The organism is Planctomycetia bacterium (assembly GCA_034440135.1).
Classification (GTDB): domain Bacteria; phylum Planctomycetota; class Planctomycetia; order Pirellulales; family JALHLM01; genus JALHLM01.
The window spans coordinates 1-19,631 of sequence record JAWXBP010000122.1 but is presented as its reverse complement, the minus strand read 5'-3'; the positions used below and the strand labels follow the sequence as shown (position 1 = coordinate 19,631).

15 protein-coding genes and 1 pseudogene are annotated in these 19,631 nt (G+C 62.4%); 7 read left to right on the top strand and 9 right to left on the bottom strand.

Going from position 1 to position 19,631, the window contains the following annotated elements; translation table 11 throughout:
- Nucleotides 1–478, bottom strand: a 478-nt coding sequence (locus SGJ19_06975) for a hypothetical protein (GenBank protein MDZ4779976.1), incomplete at its 3' end; no start/stop codon positions are given.
- Nucleotides 479–837: 359 nt separating this feature from the next.
- On the opposite strand from SGJ19_06975, the gene SGJ19_06970 reads away from it, so the two are divergent.
- Nucleotides 838–1,857, top strand: a complete 1,020-nt coding sequence (locus SGJ19_06970) for a DUF4392 domain-containing protein (GenBank protein MDZ4779975.1) — start codon at nt 838–840, stop codon at nt 1,855–1,857.
- A 19-nt stretch (nt 1,858–1,876) separates the two neighbouring features.
- Here the strand turns inward: SGJ19_06970 and thyX are convergent, their stop codons facing one another.
- From thyX to tsaE, 4 genes are all read right to left on the bottom strand, one after another.
- Complete coding sequence (gene thyX, locus SGJ19_06965; protein MDZ4779974.1) at nt 1,877–2,812, bottom strand: FAD-dependent thymidylate synthase; 936 nt, start codon at nt 2,810–2,812, stop codon at nt 1,877–1,879.
- 59 nt (nt 2,813–2,871) lie between these two features.
- On the bottom strand, nt 2,872–4,074 hold the full coding sequence (locus SGJ19_06960; protein MDZ4779973.1) for an amino acid aminotransferase: 1,203 nt from the start codon (nt 4,072–4,074) through the stop codon (nt 2,872–2,874).
- Nucleotides 4,075–4,174: 100 nt separating this feature from the next.
- The gene (locus tag SGJ19_06955) at nt 4,175–6,952 is read right to left on the bottom strand and encodes a hypothetical protein (GenBank protein MDZ4779972.1); all 2,778 of its coding nucleotides are present in this window, start codon (nt 6,950–6,952) and stop codon (nt 4,175–4,177) included.
- A gap of 177 nt (nt 6,953–7,129) precedes the next feature.
- The gene (tsaE, locus tag SGJ19_06950) at nt 7,130–7,630 is read right to left on the bottom strand and encodes a tRNA (adenosine(37)-N6)-threonylcarbamoyltransferase complex ATPase subunit type 1 TsaE (GenBank protein ID MDZ4779971.1); all 501 of its coding nucleotides are present in this window, start codon (nt 7,628–7,630) and stop codon (nt 7,130–7,132) included.
- A 285-nt stretch (nt 7,631–7,915) separates the two neighbouring features.
- Between tsaE and SGJ19_06945 the strand changes: the two genes are divergently transcribed.
- The 3 genes and pseudogenes from SGJ19_06945 (at nt 7,916) to SGJ19_06935 (ending at nt 9,904) form a co-directional block, all read left to right on the top strand.
- Complete coding sequence (locus tag SGJ19_06945; GenBank protein ID MDZ4779970.1) at nt 7,916–8,254, top strand: molybdopterin dinucleotide binding domain-containing protein; 339 nt, start codon at nt 7,916–7,918, stop codon at nt 8,252–8,254.
- A 303-nt stretch (nt 8,255–8,557) separates the two neighbouring features.
- The gene (locus SGJ19_06940) at nt 8,558–8,920 is read left to right on the top strand and encodes a hypothetical protein (GenBank protein ID MDZ4779969.1); all 363 of its coding nucleotides are present in this window, start codon (nt 8,558–8,560) and stop codon (nt 8,918–8,920) included.
- Between the two features lie 12 nt (nt 8,921–8,932).
- Nucleotides 8,933–9,904, top strand: a pseudogene (locus SGJ19_06935) (formylmethanofuran dehydrogenase subunit B).
- Between the two features lie 173 nt (nt 9,905–10,077).
- On the opposite strand, the gene SGJ19_06930 reads toward SGJ19_06935, so the two are convergent.
- Nucleotides 10,078–10,794, bottom strand: a complete 717-nt coding sequence (locus SGJ19_06930; GenBank protein MDZ4779968.1) for a hypothetical protein — start codon at nt 10,792–10,794, stop codon at nt 10,078–10,080.
- A 471-nt stretch (nt 10,795–11,265) separates the two neighbouring features.
- On the opposite strand from SGJ19_06930, the gene SGJ19_06925 reads away from it, so the two are divergent.
- Together SGJ19_06925 and tsaD are read left to right on the top strand one after the other, a co-directional pair.
- Nucleotides 11,266–12,714, top strand: a complete 1,449-nt coding sequence (locus tag SGJ19_06925) for a S41 family peptidase (protein ID MDZ4779967.1) — start codon at nt 11,266–11,268, stop codon at nt 12,712–12,714.
- A 170-nt stretch (nt 12,715–12,884) separates the two neighbouring features.
- Nucleotides 12,885–13,901, top strand: coding sequence for a tRNA (adenosine(37)-N6)-threonylcarbamoyltransferase complex transferase subunit TsaD (gene tsaD / locus SGJ19_06920; protein MDZ4779966.1), 1,017 nt, complete (start codon nt 12,885–12,887; stop codon nt 13,899–13,901).
- Between the two features lie 37 nt (nt 13,902–13,938).
- On the opposite strand, the gene cax is transcribed toward tsaD, so the two are convergent.
- Together cax and truB are read right to left on the bottom strand one after the other, a co-directional pair.
- Nucleotides 13,939–15,180, bottom strand: a complete 1,242-nt coding sequence (gene cax / locus SGJ19_06915) for a calcium/proton exchanger (protein ID MDZ4779965.1) — start codon at nt 15,178–15,180, stop codon at nt 13,939–13,941.
- A gap of 119 nt (nt 15,181–15,299) precedes the next feature.
- Nucleotides 15,300–16,184 (bottom strand): tRNA pseudouridine(55) synthase TruB, encoded by an 885-nt coding sequence (gene truB, locus SGJ19_06910; protein ID MDZ4779964.1) that lies wholly within the window; start codon nt 16,182–16,184, stop codon nt 15,300–15,302.
- 229 nt (nt 16,185–16,413) lie between these two features.
- Between truB and SGJ19_06905 the strand changes: the two genes are divergently transcribed.
- Nucleotides 16,414–17,412 (top strand): sugar phosphate isomerase/epimerase, encoded by a 999-nt coding sequence (locus tag SGJ19_06905; protein ID MDZ4779963.1) that lies wholly within the window; start codon nt 16,414–16,416, stop codon nt 17,410–17,412.
- Between the two features lie 277 nt (nt 17,413–17,689).
- On the opposite strand, the gene SGJ19_06900 is transcribed toward SGJ19_06905, so the two are convergent.
- The coding region (locus SGJ19_06900) for a hypothetical protein (GenBank protein ID MDZ4779962.1) at nt 17,690–19,631 on the bottom strand (1,942 nt) is incomplete at its 5' end.

Sequence of the window (19,631 nt, the reverse complement as noted above, 5' to 3'; positions counted from 1 at the left end):
CGACTTTTTCTTTGACCGGCTTGGCGGACGGCTCAGCCACCTTGGCGACTGCTTCCGACTTGCTCGTCGGGCCAGGCCGAGCAGCAGTTCGCGCCGCCGCCAGGATGCTCGACGTATCAACCGTGCCAGCCGCAGCTTCGGCCTGTTTCGCCGCTGGCTTGGCGGCAGCTTTTGCTGCGGCGGCGACAGGCGCCTTCGGCGCTGCTTCTGGTTTCGGAGCGGCAGGCTTCGCGGCTGGAGTGGCTGCAGTGCCCGGTTTTTCCCCACGAGCGGCGGCCAACATCTCGGCGACGCTCATTTTGCCTGCGGGAGCCGGCTTTGGCTTGGGCTTTTCAGCGGGCGCAGCAGCTTCGGGGGCAGGGGATTCGTCGGGCGCAGGCGGCTCCGGCTTGGCTGCCGGCGCATCGCCCCCCTGGCTGTCTTTTTTCCGCGCAGCGGCCAGGATATCGGCCACCGACATCTTCTTTGGGTCCGCCATGGATCAACTCACCTTACCACGAATGTTCGTCGTGGCGCCCGCACCGACCATGGAGTGCCTAGTTCTCTATTTTTCACAAGTCTTTATGCATTAAAGACTTGCAAGCCATATCGACAATCTGAGGAGGGCTTGTGACATTTTTCACGAACTCGCCTACAGATTTATTACAATCGGCCTCCGAGTTGTCAACTACCCTGACGGAGGATTCATCCTCCCAGGGGCCCAGCGCCGGCACAGCTTAACGCCTTACAATCATTGCGCCGAGTGGCTCGCTGCACACCAACACCAACTGGCCAAGCACTGAGGCGCTGGCGGCGCCTCGGTGGAATTCCCTTCTTTTCGGTTGAACCGGCCCTCCAATGGAATCTGAACTTCGGTTTCAAGCTTTGGCCGCGCTCCTGACGAACGACCCGAGCCAGCGCGGCGTCGCCGGACTGCGTCCCTGGGGTGCGAAATCCGCCGCCGCGGCACTGCACGACACGGCGGAAACGCTACTGACACGTTGCCAACACATTGGCATCGTGACGGGCTTCTATATTCCGGCCGCAAACCCGCCCGCGGCCGAAACGGACGGCCCGCTTGGCGCTCTGGCGCTAGCGCATGCGCTGACCTTGAGCGGCAAGGTCGTCGATCTCGTCACGGATCATTACGCCGCGGCCGTCCTGGAAAAAGGAAGTAGAATCCGCGATTTGCGTTCCAGGATATATCTTTCGCCGGAGTACCATGACGACACCACGGACTTTAAGTTAGCGCGGACGATGTCATTCGATATTGCAGGCGCATCGCGGCGTTGGGACGCCTTGATCTCCATCGAACGCGCAGGTCCCTCGCATCATGCGCAGTCGGCGCTCCGCGGCGCAATCAATCGCGAACTAACCGCCGCGCTGTTCGACGCCGAAGTCCCGCCCGAACATCGCGATCGACGCCACGACATGCGCGGCGTGATCATCGACCACATCACTCCGCCGCTGGATGCGCTCTTCGAGGAAATCAAGGCGACGCGTCCCGATGTCTATACGCTCGGCATCGGCGACGGCGGCAACGAAATCGGCATGGGCTGTTTCCCTTGGGAACAATTGCGCGCCGCCATCCAACTCGGACCCGGGGTACAGCTCGCTTGCCGCATCGCCACCGACGAAGTTATCACCGCCGGCACCAGCAATTGGGGCGCCTACGCCCTCGTAGCAGCGCTGGGGATTCTTGATCCCAAGCTACCTGCGCGTGAGATTTTGAACGTTGAAGACGAGCGGACATTGCTCACGCGCCTTGTCACAGAAGCCGGCGCCGTAGACGGAGTGACGCTCCAACGCGAACCCACGGTCGACGGCCTATCAAGCGATGACTATTTCGCCGTGATGAACGAACTGCGAAACGTCTAAACGACCGGCGTACTTCGCCTCAGTCACCCTCCGTGTTCTCCGTGCCTCCGTGATGAGCCTCGCGCACCACCCCCAGGTCGCGCAACTTTGCCAGGCACTCATCGCGTTCGCGGCAGGTCTTCAGGTCCGCCCAACTCGGGTCCTGGACCGCGAGGAAATCGGCTTCTTCGGCCGCACGGCCGGTCGTCGCGACGCGTTCCGACAGGCGACGAATCACTTCGCGATCGAGCCGCGTGAGATGGGTAGCTTCGATGCGGTAATCGACGAACGCTTCCCACGCCAAGGGAAACAGCGGCGCGACGATCTGCTCGCCCACGGTCCGCGCGTATTCGCGAATCTCAAACTGCGCGTGGCTGTCCATCCGCAGCGCGAGAAAATGCAGCAAGTTGTGCAGATCGACCTTCCAATACGCCTCGGTGTACGTCGACAGCGGCAAATCCTTCCGCGCTTGTTCGCGTGCCACTCCTTGCTCAATGCGCTGCTCGTACAACTTACGCGAACTCTCCAGAAACGCTTGTTCGCTGGCCGACAAGCTGGCGCCGACGTCTTCCGAGAGAAAGCCTGCGCTGCCTTGCCGGTTCTGCGACGATTGCGTCCGCCACTCACCCGCAGTCGTGTGCTGCGCGGCGTCGATGGCCAGCGAGTACCGCGTGCTGTATTCATTCACGTTCGCCGTGCGGTGGCGAATCCATTGCCGCCAGCAGTCCATGGGCACGCGGACCAGCAGCTTGATCTCCACCATCTCGAACGGCGTCGTGTGGCGATGTCGCATCAAGTAGCGAATCAGCCCGCGATCGTCGGAGACCTTGCGCGTCCCTTCGCCGTAGCTGACGCGCGCGGCCTGCACGATCGCCTGATCGTCCCCCATCACGTCGACAAGGCAAACGAAGCCGTCATCCAAGACCGGAAACTTCTGCCAGCGAAGCGCGTCGATTTGCCCGCTATTGGTGGCCATGCAATCCCTTTTTCCCTTCGCGGCAAACGCGACAGAATTCCTGAGTCGACAATCGTCGATTACGCGGCGGATCGCGAAACAGCGACGATCGCGTCGCAGAGCCGATCGATATTGTCCGCCGTCATGCCGGCCACGTTGATCCGGCCGGAGCCCACGATATAAATCGCGTGGTCCTTTCGCAACGCCTCGACTTGTGGCGGCGTTAGCCCCGAGAACGAAAACATGCCCCGCTGCCGCGTGATAAAGCTGGGGTCGCGATCGTAGCCCCGGGCGATCAATTTCTGCGCGAACTGCTTCCGCATCCCGTTGATGCGATCGCGCATTTCCTTGACTTCACCGTCCCACTGCGTGCGCAACTTTTCGTCGCCCAGGATCGTGCTGACGATCGCCGCGCCGTGCGCCGGGGGGTTCGAGTAATTCACGCGGACGCAGGTTTTCACCTGGCTGAGCGCCGTCTTGGCCGTCTCGGACGAGGCCGCCACGATGCTCAACGCGCCGACACGTTCGTTGTAGAGCCCGAAATTCTTCGAGAACGAACTGGCGACGAGCAACTCGCGTCCCGGCTGGCAAAGCGCCGTTAGCCCGGTGGCGTCTTCGCGCAAGCCTTCGGCAAAACCCTGGTAGGCGAAGTCGAGCAGCGGCAACACGCTGCGCCGCTCGACCAGCGCGGCAATCGCGCTCCATTGCTCGGGCGTCGGGTCGATGCCGGTCGGATTGTGGCAGCAGCCGTGGACCAACAGAACGTCGCCGGCCGGCATTTCTTCCAACGCGGCCAACATTCGCTCGAAGGCCAACCCGTTGGTCGCGGCGTCGAAGTAAGGATACGTCTTCACCTTCAAGCCTGCGGCCTGGAAAATGCCGGGATGATTCGGCCAGGTCGGGTCGCTCATCCAAACCGTGGCGTTGGGCGCGGCTTTCCTGAGAAAATCAGCGGCCACGCGCAGGCCGCCCGTGCCGCCCGGCGTATGCGCAGTGACGACGCGTTTGCTCGCCACAGCTTCGTGGCCCGACCCAAACAGCAGTTCCTGCACGCGCGCGGCGTATTCGGCCGAGCCCTCGATGCCTAAGTAGCCCTTGGTCGTCTCGGCGCGGAGAATTCGCTCCTCGGCCGTTTTCACGCTCGCCAGGACGGGCGTTTTCCCCGTAGCGTCTTTATAGACGCCGATGCTGAGGTTGATTTTGCCTGGTCGGGGGTCTTGCTGAAACGACTCGGAAAGACCCAAAATCGGGTCCGGCGGCGCAGGCGTCAGTGTTTCGAACATGGCGGTGTCACAGCCAGGCGTACAGTGGTGAAAATCGGAAGCCCAACATCATACGGCCCAGACACCGCCGGCAGAAGGTTCGGTTCGCGCGGCGGGCTGCCTACCACTTCGTCTTGCTGATGCCCCCGGACCAGGAGCTGGTGGAAATGCCCCCGCCGCCGGACCAATTGCTCGTCGAGACGTTCTGGCGTGAGCCGGACGAGGAACCGCCGCCGCCAAAGTTGAAACTCGGCAGGTTGGGGATCACGACCTGACCCATGCCGCCGCGTTCCGCGTGGCGGCGTTGGCGCTCGGCTTCTTGCTGCATTTGCCGCATCCGCGCGGCCTGTTCGGCGGCCTGGAGCGCTTGCCGCGCACTTTGTTCCGCCGACGCGGCCTGGGTGATGGCTTGCTCGTACTGCTGCGCCGCGTATTGACGCTGGGCGACCGCCAAAGTGCTCTGGGCAACACCGCTGTCGGCCGCGATGCCCGTGGCGACGAACGAGCGCGCCGCGCCGACGGCACGCTCGGCTTCGGCGACTGCCTGGGCTGCTTGTGCCGCCAGGCGGATATCCTCGGTGGCCCATTGTTCGGCATTCTGCAGATCCTGCTTGGCGTTCGTCGCCCGGGCCAACAATTGCTGCCAATTGCCTTGATTCCCCCGCAACGCCTGAAGTGCGTTGACGGCGCCGCGATGCGCCTGATTGGCTCGCGGCCGATCCGCCGTGTGCGTACGCAAGGTCTCGGCAACCCGGGCTGACAATCGTTCCGCATCGTTCAACGTGGCCTCGAACGCGGCGCGAACCCGTACATCCGCTTCGGCAGCAGTCCGCGCGCCCTCCAGCGATGCGGTCAGGCGATCCAATCGCGCTTTCACGTTCGGCCAATGCGGCCGCGAGGAATCCAGGTCGCCGACAATCTGTTCTTCGAGCAGTCGCGCTTCGGTGAACAATCGTTGCGCCGGCGTGTCGATCGTCTCGCCATACTGGGAGAAATACTTTTCAAGATTTCGCATCGACTCCAACAGCGCGCCGCGTTGCTGAGCGCATTGCTCACGGAGCGCGTTCAGTTCCTGCAATCGCCCGCCAATCGCCGTCAGCCGCCCCTCGGCTTCGGCGATGTCCGCGTTCGCCTGATCGAGGGATGCCGCCGCGGCCAGATATCGTTGCGCCTGATCAGTCGCCAGCGACTTGGACTCCGCCAAAGCGGCCTCTGCCGACTGGGCGAGTTCCTGCGCCGTGACGACGTTCTGCGCCACGGTTTGCCACGAGTCGGCGGCGAAATCCCGCTCCAGCGATTGCAATTGGGCTTGCGCTGAAGGCGCCGCCGCGCGCACCGCGTTGAGCGCCGCTTCGCTTGACTCCGTGGTTTGCTGACACTTCGCCCGCGCAGCGCGGACTTGCTCGACGAGCGACACGGCGAGATCGAAATTCTGCTCCGCGCCGGCCAGCTTGTCCGGCGCCGCTTCCGGCTGATCCGCCAACAACACGTCCCGCGCGGCGCTCAGGCTGCGCTCCGCCGCCGAAATCGGTTCGTCCGGATTCCCGCCTGTTTCGTCGAGCCGTAGCCCTGCCGCGCGTTCTTCGCCCACACGGGCGCCGACTTGCTGGCTGCGCTCGCCTCCCTTACGCCAAGCGGCGTCGAGTTCGAGCAAGAGCGCAGTCCGGTCCGCGACTTCCTTTTGCCTCGTTTGCAGCATTTGAATCGCCTTCAACGTGCCGACGGGGTCGGCGGTTGCACGGCCGGCGAAGGCGTCAAGTTGTCCTTCGATGGCCTGCCGCTGCGTTTCATACGCTCGGACGTTGAACCCGGCGAAGGTGAGCGCTTGAATCCGCTCCGGCAACTTCGCGGCTTCCGCCTGTGCGCTCTTGACGGCCGTCGCAGTGCCTTCGTGCGCGTTGCCGAGCGTTTCCAAATCGCGACGGCATTCGGCGTACAGTTCCTCGACGTTCGGCAACGCTCCTTTTTCTTTCAAGAGCTGTCGCGCAACGGTGACGTTGTCCCCGCCGACGGTGCTGCTCGTGGCGAGCAGTTTCTCGATTTGATTCCGCACATCCATCAGCGCCAGCCAGGTTTCTCGCAGTTTTGCAAGCTTGATTTCCACGCCGTCGTACATAGCGAGCGTTTCGCCGGACATCGGCTCGGTGAAATCTTTGTCGCTGTACGGCAACAGTTGGTGCTGTTGCTTGATCGAGTCGCATTGCTCCATCAGCTTGATGAGCTTCAGGTTGAACTCGTCGAAGGCCGCCTTGGCCTTGCCGAACGTCTGGCGATTGCGCCAGAAATAAAACCCCGCCCCACCCGCGATCGCGACCAACAACAACGAGCCCGCGCCGATAGGCAACGTACGCGTGGCCAACTGTCGCTTGGCAGCCGCCGCGGCGTCCTGCCCCGTGATACGGGACTCAATCTGTTCCACAAGTACAACCAGCGCGCCAGGTACGTCCCCATCACGCGCCGCCGGAACGAAATGACGTTGCACGAGATCGCGATCCAACACGGTGGCCGTCAAACCATACTCTTGCTGCAGGTTCTGTCCGGCGCGCACCGAGATCGAGCGTTGCTCGATCGCCAGAAACACGAGGGCGCTGTTCGCGGCGTCGATCTTCTTGCCGGCGCGCTGAGCGTCGCCGAGCCATTGCTGAAACAGCTGTGCCGTCAATTCGTCCGATTCCTTGTTCCACTCGCCCGTGGAGCCGAGCACTACGACGTAATAGTGGCGCGGCGACTTAGCCTCGATCTTGCGGATCGCCTCGCGCACCGGTTTGTAGATGTCCTCCGTGCCCTGCACATAGACGGATTCGCCAGTGAACGCCGGAAATGCTGGCTGAGCGCTGGCAACATCGACCACGCCGACGACGATCAGGACCACAAGCAACGCGAGACGCAAGTGAGTCATGCGAGTTTAACTTCCGAGAAATCGATGGTTCGGGCACGCCCTACACGAGCCCGTAGCGCCAGCGAGGGAAAGTTGACGTTGAGTACAGATCGTGAGCAAACTCTCGGTTGCCTCGATGCGGGGCAACTGAGAGTTTCATCTCGAGCGGTTAGCATCGTCCTTTCTCCCTCGCTGGCGCTACGGGCTAGTGTGGCGGTTTGTGCCGCTAGTATAGGACTTTTCGAGACGAGCCAAGGCCGCGCCGTCAACGTCGCCCACGGTCATGATGCGAAACCGGCGTTCGTCCGGGGCAATGACGTCGATGGCGATCTCCCAACGCGACGCCGGTAAGCATTCCGCCACGCGGCTGGCCCATTCGATGACGACGATGCCGCCGGCATCATAATACTCGTCGATCCCCAGGTCCCAGAACTCCGCCGGGCCCTTGGCTCGATAGGCATCGAAATGGTACAGGTCCAACCGGCCGTGATGCTCGTGGCAAAGGACAAACGTGGGACTGGAGACATCCTTCGCATCGATGCCTAGCGCCCCCGCCCAGCCTTGCACGAGTCGGGTCTTGCCGGCGCCGAGCGGCCCTTCGAGCGCAATGACGCTCCCGGCCGGCAAGCAATCAGCCAGCGCCGCGCCAAAGCGGTCGGTGTCCTGCTCGCAATGGGACGTCAATGTGATCGATGGCATCGTGGGATCATCTTCCGGCGCGGCGTTGGCCAGGGCTAGAGGCTCGAATTGCGAGCGAACTGGGCGGCGAGTTTCGTTCTATTGCTGAATAGTCGCGTAGCCGCGCTAAGCCCAGGGCAGGCCCAAAGAGTCGAATCCATCGTCCACCATCTCGGGAGGCCTGCCCTGGGCTTGTTGGGACCGGCGCCGATCACGACGAAACACCCATATCGCGCTTGAACGCCCGGCCCTACACCACTAAGCTGGGGGTACCTTAGTTCCCCATCCGCCCAGGCGAGGACCACGATGACGGCGCGACGCTTCCTGATGAACGCCGGCCGGACCACGAAGCAAGGGCAGCAGATCAACATCGGCAAGGATCATCCCGAATACATCGCGATGACCACGACGATCACGATGCATCCGGATGACATGCGGGAAATTGGTGTCGCCGCGGGAAACCAGGTCCGCGTGAAGTCGGAAACCGGCGAAGCAATGTTCATCTGCAAGGAAGGAAAAGTGCCGTCCGGCATGATCTTCGTCGTCTACGGCCCGCCGACCTGCAAACTGATGGGCCAGATTACCGACGGGACGGGCATGCCGACCTCAAAGGGCTGGGAAGTGGAAGTGGAGTTGGCGGGGTAATCACTCAATACAAAATCTGGCTGTAGGAGGCGTCTCCCGACGCCGATGGCGAGGACGAAATACAACAAGAAGCGGCGGTCTCTCTATCGGCGTCGGGAGACGCCTCTTACAGATGTTGCTTAAATCGAGAATGGAACATGACTGAACCCCAGACGAATTCGCCCGACATTCCCTCCTGGAAGGAAATCGAGCCGGGCCGCTTTCAGCCACAACGCATCCGTGGCAGTTGCATCGGCCGCGAGCTGGGGTGAACGTTTACCGTCCCGCCCGGTTCGGGCGACCAACAGCACGAAAGCGAACGCGATGCCGAGCGCTAGCGCGGGTCTGACGATCGTCAAGAACGCCACCTGCACCTTCTGCGGGTGCGTGTGCGACGATATCGAACTGCACGCCGACGGCGAAAAAATCGTCGAGACCAAGGCGGCGTGCAGCCTGGGGCAAGCCTGGTTCAAGAACCACACCGCCGCACACGACTACCCCGACGCCCTGATCGACGGCCAGCCGGCCACGGTGGACGAAGCCATCGAAGCGGCCGCCGATCATCTCCACCGCGCCGATATGCCGCTCGTCTACGGACTGAGCAACATCACCTGCGAGGCGCAGCGAGAATCGGTCCATCTCGCCGAAATAATCGGAGGCGTGATCGACAGTCACACGTCGTTGTGACACGGTCCCACTGAGATTGCCGCCCAGTTGGGCGGAAAGGTCACCTGCACGCTCGGCGAAATCAAGAATCGGGCCGACTTCATCATCTATTGGGGCGGCAACCCCGCCGAATGCCACCCCCGGCATTTCACCAAGTACACCATCATGCAGAAGGGGAAGTACCTTCCCCAAGGGCGCAAAGCCCGCACGATGGTCCTCGTCGATATCCGCGAGACGATGAGCGCCAAGGCGGCCGACATCTTCCTGCAAATTCGGCCCGGCAAGGATTTCGAGCTGATCACCGCGCTCCGCGCCATGATCAAAGGGCAGCCGGTCAATCCGTCGATCGCGGACGAAGCCGGCATCTCGTTGGAAGTCCTTGAGGATTTGGTCGACCGGATGAAACGCGCCAAGTTCGGCGTGATCTTCTTCGGCATGGGCTTGTCGATGACGCGCGGTAAGCACATGAACTCGGCTTCGGTGCTGATGCTGGCCGCCGAGATGAACGCCTTCACCAAATTCGTCGCCATGCCGATGCGGGGCCATGGAAACGTCACCGGCGCCGATGTCGTCATGCGGTACACGACCGGTTATCCCTTCGGCGTGAACATGTGCCGCGGTTACCCACGCTTTAATCCGGGCGAGTTTTCGACGATCGACATCCTGGTCCGCGGCGATTGCGATGCGGCGCTGATCCTCGGCGCCGACCCCGGCGCGACGATGCCGCAGCCGGCGATCGACCACTTGGAACGCATTCCCACGATTGTGCTCGACCCCAAAGTGACGCACACCAGCCGCATCGCGCGGGTGCATATCACCACGGCGACAACGGGCATTAGCGCCCCGGGAACCGCCTACCGCATGGACGAAATCCCCATGCCGCTGCGTCCGGCGCTAGTGTCGCCTTACCCAACAGACGAAGAAGTCATCCGCAGAATTCGCCTGGCGCTGGCCTCCCGCTCTGCCTTCCAGCCCACCACGGCCGGAATCATGGCGAACGCGTAGCGGGCGAAGCCTCTCAACCTCCCTCCTACTCCCTCCCTCTCCGCGCCTCAGCGGTTCAAATTGGAGGGTCTCCGCGCAAACAGCGACGGGCGCGACCGGGACCACACACCCGATCGCGCCCGCGTGGAAAAGGAGAGGACCTGCACGAACTTGACTTGCTTACGGACTAATTACTAGTTGGCGGCCAAACCCTCGGCTGCTGGCACAAACCGGGCTTCATAGGCGACGCTATTTAGAAAATTAAGGGCCTGCACGTATTCCGTCGGGGTCATCTCGAAGATCAATCCCCGCAGTTCACCTTTCATCGCGGCTGTAATGGACGCCACGTCATGGTAGTGCGCGGAGCCCACTCCCGCCTGCGCGTCACGATCCGCCATCAGCCGATCCAACTCATTGCGTTGCGCGGCAAAGCGATGCTCGTCAAACGCCGCCGGCCAGAACAACGTGCCGAACGCCGCCTCGAACTGATCGTTGTTCAAGCGGTCCGGCGCGGCGTCACGGGCGCGTTGCGCCAAGGTCTCGCGACTCGGCGGCGGCCCTTGCTTGGATTCGCGATAACTTTCATTGATTCGACGCTTGGCAAAAAAAGTTTCGGCTTTGGTCACTGAAGTTTCCAGGCTCATGCGATAGGCCTGTTCGTAATTGATCGCGGCTTGCGACGTATTCAAATTGTATTCGCCCGCTGCCTGAATCACCGCCGCGGCGCCCCGTCCGTAACCTTCGGCCGCCGTCGAGGAGTGGTAACCATAGCCGCGATAGGCATATCCGCCCGAGCCATAAGGCTGAAAACCGGCTTGCGCAACAGCAACGCCCTGGGCGTTGCCGATGCTAGCGCTCGCCAACATCAATCCACCGACAAATCCCGCCACAACTGTTTGATAAAGTCTCATGTGACCGTGCCCCGCTGCTGGTTGATGCTGATCGCCTGAGAAGGTACAGATTGCAACCGTCGTGCCACCTGGTGGGATACTCATCGCTATTTCGCTTAATCCATTCACGCACCATCACTTACGACGATTATGTGCATCTTGTCACTCGGCCCGAAACTTTGGAAAGTGTTCTCACACCGAGACGCCCCTCTCAATTTGGGACGAAACTGTCGCCCGTTAGTGGGGTTCTTGAACTGTACGCCTGGCTCAAAGCGCGTCGCCGTGGCAACGATCTGAGCGCGCGGCGATCGTGAACACTTTGCGTCGCTGCTCGCGTGCTAAGGAATGATCGTGAAAAGGTTTGGAGCGCGAGCCAGTCGCTTGCCGGGCCGCCGGCAAGCGGCGTATACTCCAAACAGCCTGTTGGCGACGGCATTTTGCTGGTCAACTTCGGCCGCCCTTCAAGACTTTGAACATAAAGGATTTGCAAGCATGACTGTTCGGGCGCTGGGGGCGGCGGTGTTGGCGGCAAGTTGGTTGATGGCTCCCGCGGTGCTGCGCGCCGCCGAGGCGACGGCCGAAGCCGATCAGGCCAAAACGCAGAAGGAACGCGAAGAGTACTACGAGCTGTACAAGGTGCTCGCCGACACGCTCGACCAGGTCGAACGCAACTACGTCGAGGACGTCGATCGCCGCGAACTGTTCGAGGCGGCCATCGAAGGCATCCTCGAAAAACTCGACCCGTACTCGAACTACATCAGTCCCGAAGAGTTGAGCCGCTTCAAGACCAGCGTCGAACAGGAGTTCGGCGGCATCGGCATCCAGGTCGGCCCCGACCGCGACGGCGGGCTCCGCGTCACGAGTCCGCTCTACGGCACGCCGGCCTATCGCGCCGGCGTGATGGCCGGCGACCGAATTGTCGAGATCGCCGGGGAATCGACCGACGGCATGTCGCTCGACGAAGCGGTCCGCCGGATGAAAGGCGAAGCGGGCACGACGGTTAGTTTCAAAGTCATCCACCCGAACGGCAAGCAGGCCGAATACACGATCGAGCGCGAAGTGATCCACGTCCAATCGGTGCTCGGCGCCACGCGCAAGACCGACGACACCTGGAACTTCATGTTCGATGACGAAAAGAAAATTGGCTATCTACGCCTGACTGCATTCAGCCGCGACACCGCCCGCGAACTGCGCGACGCTGTGAAGGAACTGCAAGGCGCCGGCATGAAGGGCCTGGTGCTCGATCTCCGCTTCAACCCAGGCGGGCTGCTGAACGCCGCGATTGAAGTCTCGGACATGTTCGTCGCCGAAGGCAAGATCGTCAGTACCCGCGGCAAGAATACGGCCGAGCGAACCTGGGACGCGGAAAAGCCCGGCACGATTGACGGCTTCCCGATCGCGGTACTGGTTAACCACTTCAGCGCAAGCGCCAGCGAGATTGTGGCCGCCTGTTTGCAAGATCACAACGTCGCGGTGGTGATCGGTGAACGCACTTGGGGCAAGGGGAGCGTGCAAAACGTCGTCGATCTGGAAGATGGCAAGAGCGCCCTCAAGCTTACTACCGCCAGCTACTGGCGCCCGAGCGGGAAGAACATCCACCGCAGTCCGAAGGACGACGAATCAAAAGAATGGGGCGTCAAGCCGAACGAAGGTTACGAGGTCAAATTCTCCAACGACGAAACCTTCGCCCTGATGGAGCATTGGCGCGATCGCGACATCATTCGCGCCCACGAAGAAGCGAAGCCGGAAGCACCTCAGGCTGCCGCTGAGGAGCAGCCGACAGAACCGGCTGCCGACGCCGACGCCGACGCGGCGAAGACGGAGGGATCGGAAGAAGCGAAGCCCGCCGAAACGTCAGCAGAGGTCGCCAAACCGTTCGAGGATCGCCAACTGCAAAAGGCGATCGACTACTTGTCGACCGAACTGGCCAAGGTCGACTGAGCGAGATAAGTTCGTCGCTATCGTGTTACAAGAAAAGCCCAGGGAAGGCCCTCGCAGTCTATCCACATGGATCGACTACGGTGGCCTTCCCTGGGCTTATTCGTCGATGACGATGCCATCCCGGTCCGAGTGCTATTCATCACGCATCACTCCGCATCCATCACTTTTTTATGCCTCTCCTGGCAATCGAAACCACTTGCGACGAAACTGCCGCGGCGGTGATTGACGCCGCGGGGCGCGTGCTGTCGTCGATTGTCGCCACGCAAGAAAAACTGCACGAACGCTTCGGCGGCGTCGTGCCGGAGATCGCCTCGCGGGCACACCTGGAGCGCATTCTGCCCGTAATCGACGAAGCCTTATCGCGCGCCGGCATCACATTGGCCGACCTGAAAGCCGTCGCGGTCGCCAACACGCCAGGCCTGGCTGGGTCATTGCTGGTCGGCGTCGCGGCGGCCAAGGCCTTATGCTTGGCGCTCGAAATTCCGCTGGTCGGCGTCAATCACCTGCACGGGCATCTCTACGCTTGCCAAGTGGCCGCCGGACGTGACGTGTTTCCCTGCATCGGGCTAATCGTCAGTGGCGGGCACACGAGCCTCTACGATTGCAGCACACCGCTCGATTTCAAACTACTGGGCGGAACCATTGACGACGCCGCCGGCGAAGCCTTCGATAAAGTCGCGTCGCTCCTGGGGCTTCCGTTTCCCGGCGGCCCTTCAATTGAGCGCGCCGCGGCGTCCGGCAACCCGCGCGCATTCCGTTTCCCGCGATCCTTCATCCACGAACAAGATCGGCTGGAGTTCAGCTTTAGCGGATTGAAGACCGCGGTGCGTTATGCCATCGCCATGCCCGGCACGCCCTGGCCGCCGGAACCGCTCGATTCAAAGCTCGTTGCAGACCTCGCGGCGAGTTTTCAAGCGGCCGTGGTGGACGTTCTCGTCGCAAAATGCCGGCAAGCGTTGGAGCGCACCAAGGCGGCGCGAATCTGCGTGGGCGGCGGCGTGGCGGCCAACAAGCCGCTGCGCGAGCGTTTGACTCAACTATCCGGCGAGCTCGGCGTCGAGCTGCACATCGCCCCGCTGGAACTCTGCACCGACAACGCCGTCCTCGGCGCGATCGCCTGGGAACGCCTCCGCGCGGGCGAATCGGACCCGCTCACCCTCGACGCGCTGCCAGGGCTAATCCGGTAGGCGGCGACTCTTCCCAGGATTTCGCCCCGGAGCACGGTCAGCATGCCGCGCACGTGAATTTGCCCAGTAGCGCCGTGACGGAAGGCACGACTTCGTGGGCTTCGGCCGGCAAATAATAGAACAGCGCCCCGAGCAGCACATACACCACGAGTAGCAACACGCCTTCGAGCCAGTTGCTTTCGCCGTCGCCGGCGATTTGGGCGGTGATCGTCACCGCGAGCGCCATCGCCACGATTTCCGGCACGGTGAACACCAGGTCCATCGGCACGCCCATGAAATAGCTGATCCAGACCAGCGCCGGCGCGACGAAGAGCGCGATCTGAATCGACGATCCGATGGCGATCGACAAGCTCAAGTCCATCCGATTGCGCAGCGCGACGAGCACCGCGGTGCTATGTTCCGCCGCGTTGCCGACGATCGCCACGACGATCACGCCGACAAACAACTCCGTGAGACCGATCGCGTGGCTGGCCTCCTCGACGCTGCCGACCATCAACTCTGCCAGCACCGCCACACAGACGGTGGCCCCGATGAGGACCGCCATCGCTTTGCGGACCGACCAGGGCGCGTGACGGTCGTGCGCCGCTTCGACCGCGACCGGATCGTCGATGCCCGCCTCCTCAACCGCCTCGCCGCTGCTGTAAAGCTGCTTGTGCGTGTGCAGCGTGAAGAACAGGCTCAGGGCGTAGACCACGAGCAGGATCACGGCTACTTCCAGGCTTAAATGTTCGACCTGGACGCTGTGAATCTCTCCCGCGTAGGCTGGCACGAACCGCGCCAGCAACGTTGGACCTGTCAGGGCGATAATTGCCAGTGTCATCAACGTCGCCGCGGTGCGCGTCGCCAACGGGCTGAAACGTTGAATCTTGTACTTGATGCCGCCGGCCAACAACGCGGCGCCCAGCACCAGCAAAATGTTGCCGATAATCGACCCGGTCAGCGACGCCTTGATGATGGCGTGCATCGATGCCACTTTCTCAGGATGGCGCGTGGCCTCGACAAGCGCCATCACGGCGATGATCAACTCGGCAGCGTTCCCGAACGTGGCGTTCAACAGCCCGCCGACGCCCTCGCCAAGACGCGAGGCCAGATGCTCCGTGGCGTGCCCCATCCAGCCGGCGACCGGAATGATCGCGATCGCGGCGGCGGCGAAAATCATCGTCGAAGACGCCCACGCGGCGCCCTGTCCGTGGGCGACCTCAAGCGCGATCGAGATCGGAAAAAACACCAGCAGCCAATTCAGCGACGGCTTGGCCAACTGCTTCCAGAATCCAGACATAGCGCCACCTTGCGTTGCGTTCCCTGATCGATTGGCCGGATTGTAGGCCACGCTTGTCGCGGTGACCACACGGGAATGCGAGGATCGCGACGCGCATCCATTCTCCGGCGGCTTGCCTATTACTGCACGCCGATCAGATTGGGCTTCGGCCGCCAGCCATTTTCGGAGCGGTGGAGGATTGCCAGGAGTGCGCCGGATTCGTCGATAGCGGCGAGCTCCGAGATGCCGGCGGGCTGATCGAGCGCCACGAATCTTCCGTGCGCGATGAGGTCGCGTTCCACGGCGGTGGCCACGTGGCGCGGCATGTCTGGTAAGGCTTCGGCGCCGGAACGCAAGCGTTCCAGGATCTTGTCACGCGACATGCGTTGCGCCGGGAGCGCACTCGTTCGCTCGAAGGGGCCGATCGACGTGCGCTCAAGCGAGGTCATTACCGCGGCAGTGCCGAGCCCCGTCGCGATGTCGCAGCCCAGCGAGCGGATGTAAGTGCCAGTGCTGCACGTGACGTCGAAATCGGCTTCGGGATACTCGTACCGCGTCAGGCTAATCGCATGGATCGTGATCGTCCGCGCGGCGAGCTGGACGTCGTCGCCGCGCCGCGCCAATTCATACGCCCGCTTGCCTTGCACCCAGGCGGCGGAAAAATCCGGCGGGCGCTGCTGGATCGTGCCGCGAAACGCGCCGAGCGCTTGTTCGAGCTGTTCCCGCGTCGGCCGCGGAGCATCGGGCAACTCGACGGGAACGGACTCCAGATCGAGCGTCGGACTGCTGACGCCGAAGCGGAACGTCGCCAGGTAGCGCTTGGGGAGCCGGTGAACGTAGTCGATCAGGCGCGTCGCCGCGCCGACGCACAGGACCATCACGCCCTGGGCCAAGGGATCGAGCGTTCCGGCATGCCCGACTTTCACCGGACGCAGTGGGCGCTCGACGAAATCGACTGTCATCCGCGAGGTCATACCGACCGGCTTGTCGATGATCAGCAATCCGCAGGGAGAAGTCGAAGTCATGGGCGCGCGTAACGAGTTCCGGTCGGAATTCGCAGTTGTAGTCCACGCACCGCGCCAAGCCCAGGGCAGGCCCTCGCCGACGTGGAAGGTAGCTACACTGTCGGGGGCCTGCCCTGGGCTTTTCACCATCGACGTTTTACACGGCCTGCCCTGGGCTTTTCCATGTCAAGCGAACTTGCGAGAATACACGCCGCTTCAGCTCTCGCCGCGACGAAAGGAATCACACGCCATGCCGCGACCTGTGACGTTGTTTACCGGCCAATGGGCTGATCTGCCGCTCGAAGACCTGGCGCGGATGGCGGCGGAGTTTGGCTATCAGGGGCTGGAACTGGCCTGCTGGGGCGATCACTTCGACGTGCAGCGCGCCGTCGACGAGCGGGACTACTGCGGCGCGCAACGTGAGATTCTCGACCGCCACGGCCTGGAATGCCACGCCATCAGCACGCATTTGGTGGGTCAAGCGGTGTTGGATCGCATCGACGAACGACACAAAGCAATCCTGCCGCCGCGCGTCTGGAGCGACGGGAAACCTGCTGGCGTGACCGCGCGAGCGATTGAAGAGTTGAAGCAAACGGCGCGCGCCGCGCAGCAGTTCGGCGTCGGCGTCGTGAACGGCTTTACCGGCTCCAGCATCTGGCATTTGCTGTATTCCTTCCCGCCGGTGCCCGCGGAATGGATCGACGCCGGGTACGAGTTGTTCGCCGAGCGTTGGAATCCGATCCTCGACGTCTTCGGAGAGTGCGGCGTGCGTTTCGCGCTCGAAGTGCATCCGACGGAGATCGCCTTCGATTTGCATAGCGCCGAACGGGCGCTGCAGGCAATCGATCGGCGCGAAGAGTTCGGCTTCAACTTCGATCCGAGCCATCTGCTTTGGCAAGGCGTCGACCCCGTGGAGTTCCTGCGGGCGTTTCCGGATCGCATCTATCACGTGCATATCAAGGACGCGATCGTCTCGCTCGGCGGCCGGAGCGGCATCCTGTCGAGCCACCTGCCGTTCGGCGATCCCCGGCGCGGCTGGGATTTCCGTTCCCCGGGACGCGGCAGCGTGAATTTCGAGGAGATCATCCGCACGCTCAACCAGATCGGCTACGACGGGCCGCTCAGCGTGGAATGGGAAGACTCCGGCATGGACCGCGCCGCCGGCGCACGTGAAGCCTGCGAGTTCGTACGACGCCTGGATTTCCCGCCGAGCAAGCTGGCGTTCGACGCCGCGTTTGAGAAGGCGTAGTTCGAGAAAGCGTAGTTCGAGCCGGCGTAGCGCGCAGGATCGAAAGCCCCGACGGGGCGGTAGATAATAGCCAGGGGTGCCAACCCCCTGGAAATAAGTTGCCGATACACACCGAGCCCCACCGGGGCGACACTTGCCCGGCAAGTGTCGCCCCGGTGGGGCTCTGACTATTACCGATGGACAGAGTCCAGGGGTTGGCACCCCTGGCTATTATCTACTACCCCTGCGGGGCTGTTCAAAGGGGTCGCCGATCAATGCGATTGCCTCGCCGATGGGGCTATTTCCCCTTCGACGTATTAATATTGAACTGCCGGTATTGCTCTTCGTACTCCGGGGGCGGTTCGCTGCGGCGGGAGTCGCGGTTGCCGCGGGTTTGATCTTGGCGAGATTGGCCTGCTTTGACCGTCGTGCCGCGCGGGCGCAGGCCGAGGGCCTTGAGCGCTTCATCGAGGTCCGACTTCGCCTTCTGGCCTTGCGCGCCAGGTTGTTTGGCGGCGGCTTTCATTTGCTCCCAGCGCTTGACGAAGCGTTCCAGGTCTTGCTTCGTCCACTGCAATTTCTCCAGCAGCGCTTCGTCCGGCTCGCCTTTTTTCAACTGATCCTTGAGTCGGTTGAGCACCAGGTCGGTGGCCTTCTCGGCGTAGTCGCGATTGGCCGCGTCGCCGCCGGGTTCGCCTTGCGGCGGTTGCGACTTGGGCGGCTTCGCATCGTCGTCGCCGTGGCCCCCGCCGTTCGGTTCGGACGCATCGCTTTGCTGCGACGGCGCGGATTGTTGCGAGCCGTTCGGCGATCCCTTTCCGCCGGCCTTGGATGACGGTTGGTCGTCACTGGGTTCCTTGGGCTGATCGCCATCAGCGGCCTGTTCGCCGCCGGATTGCGCATCGCCTTCGCCTTTACCTGGTTGCGATTCCGAGTTTTGTTCGCCGTCCTGGCCTTGCTTGCCTTGGCCCTTGGTGGGTTTGGCATTCGGATCGCCGGAGTTGTTTTTGGCTTCGCGATCGTCGCCGCCACGGCCGTCGGTTTCGCCGTCGCCGGATTGTTCGCCGGCGCCGTTGCCATCGTCGGCTTCCGTGTTGCTGCCGGCGCTGCCGGTGCCTTGTTGATCAGCGTTCTGGCCGCCACCTGCTTTGCCACCGCCCGATTCATCGCCCGACTCGCCCCCTTCGGAATCAGAGTGCTGCGCGCTTTGACTGGGCGATTGCGGCGAGCTTTTATCCTTCGGCTTTTCATTGTCCGACTGCTTGCCGCCCTTGTCGCGCTCACGGTTCTTGCCCTGTTCCTCGGGCGTGCCAGTCGATTCCTCCTGGCCCTTCTGACCGGCGCCACCTTTGGATTGATTGTCCGTCGACGGCTGGTTGTTGCCGGGCTCTTCTTGTTCCTTGGGCTCGCTGACCTTGTGGTCTTGCTGCGGTTGATCTTCACCCGCGCGTTCCTGCTCACCGTTGTCGCCAGGCTTGCCGCGCGCGCCTCCTTCTTGATTGGCCGCGGGCTTGCCTTGTTGTCCCTCTTTGTCACTGGTTGCCGGCGTAGGTTCCTTTCCGTTCTCTTCGCCAGCTTGGCCTTCCTGCTCTTCGCCCGACTTCGCAGCGCCTTGTTCCGGCTTGCGCTGGTTATCGTCGGCGCTCTGTTGTTCGCCGTCCGCGCTCTGTTCTCCATCAGAGGAGTTGTCCGACGTACCGGACTGATCGTCGTTCGGCTTTTGTTTACCGTTTTGCTTTTCGCCCTGTTGTTGCTTGTCGCCCGAGTTCTTTTCTTCCTGGTCGAAATGTTCCTTCATCCGTTCAAAGGCGTCGCCGTCTTGCGCGTCGGGGTCGACGCGGCGCGCGGGCTGATCCTCGCTGGGCTTTCCATCGGACGGCTCGCCGCTTTCGTTGACGGCTTGCTCACGACCAGTTTTTTCGCCAGTGGAATGGCCTGCGCGCGAGGGATTGCCCGGGTTGCTGTCACCGCCGGTCCCTTGCTCGTCATTCGATTCGTTTCCAGCGCCTTTGCCTTGCTGTTTGCCCTGTTTGCCGGAACCGCTTGAGGAAGATTCGCCCCCTTGCTGCTCGCCGCCGGATTGTCCGCCTTCACCACCCTTTTGTTGTTCTTGGCCTGCGCCGGCTCCTTGTTCGCCCTCGCCAGATTCTTGTTGCTCGCCTTGTTCCTTGTCGCCCGATTGATCTTTGTTCGGTTGCTTTTCGTTGGGCTGCTTTTCCTTCGGTTGTTTCTCGCCCGGT

Excerpts from the sequence above, each read along its gene's own strand:
- SGJ19_06970 (MDZ4779975.1), top strand. The coding sequence starts at position 838 with ATGGAATCTGAACTTCGGTTTCAAGCTTTGGCCGCGCTCCTGACGAAC.
- thyX (MDZ4779974.1), bottom strand. The coding sequence starts at position 2,812 with ATGGCCACCAATAGCGGGCAAATCGACGCGCTTCGCTGGCAGAAGTTT.
- SGJ19_06960 (MDZ4779973.1), bottom strand. The coding sequence starts at position 4,074 with ATGTTCGAAACACTGACGCCTGCGCCGCCGGACCCGATTTTGGGTCTT.
- SGJ19_06955 (MDZ4779972.1), bottom strand. The coding sequence starts at position 6,952 with ATGACTCACTTGCGTCTCGCGTTGCTTGTGGTCCTGATCGTCGTCGGC.
- tsaE (MDZ4779971.1), bottom strand. The coding sequence starts at position 7,630 with ATGCCATCGATCACATTGACGTCCCATTGCGAGCAGGACACCGACCGC.
- SGJ19_06945 (MDZ4779970.1), top strand. The coding sequence starts at position 7,916 with ATGACGGCGCGACGCTTCCTGATGAACGCCGGCCGGACCACGAAGCAA.
- SGJ19_06940 (MDZ4779969.1), top strand. The coding sequence starts at position 8,558 with ATGCCGAGCGCTAGCGCGGGTCTGACGATCGTCAAGAACGCCACCTGC.
- SGJ19_06930 (MDZ4779968.1), bottom strand. The coding sequence starts at position 10,794 with ATGAGACTTTATCAAACAGTTGTGGCGGGATTTGTCGGTGGATTGATG.
- SGJ19_06925 (MDZ4779967.1), top strand. The coding sequence starts at position 11,266 with ATGACTGTTCGGGCGCTGGGGGCGGCGGTGTTGGCGGCAAGTTGGTTG.
- tsaD (MDZ4779966.1), top strand. The coding sequence starts at position 12,885 with ATGCCTCTCCTGGCAATCGAAACCACTTGCGACGAAACTGCCGCGGCG.
- cax (MDZ4779965.1), bottom strand. The coding sequence starts at position 15,180 with ATGTCTGGATTCTGGAAGCAGTTGGCCAAGCCGTCGCTGAATTGGCTG.
- truB (MDZ4779964.1), bottom strand. The coding sequence starts at position 16,184 with ATGACTTCGACTTCTCCCTGCGGATTGCTGATCATCGACAAGCCGGTC.
- SGJ19_06905 (MDZ4779963.1), top strand. The coding sequence starts at position 16,414 with ATGCCGCGACCTGTGACGTTGTTTACCGGCCAATGGGCTGATCTGCCG.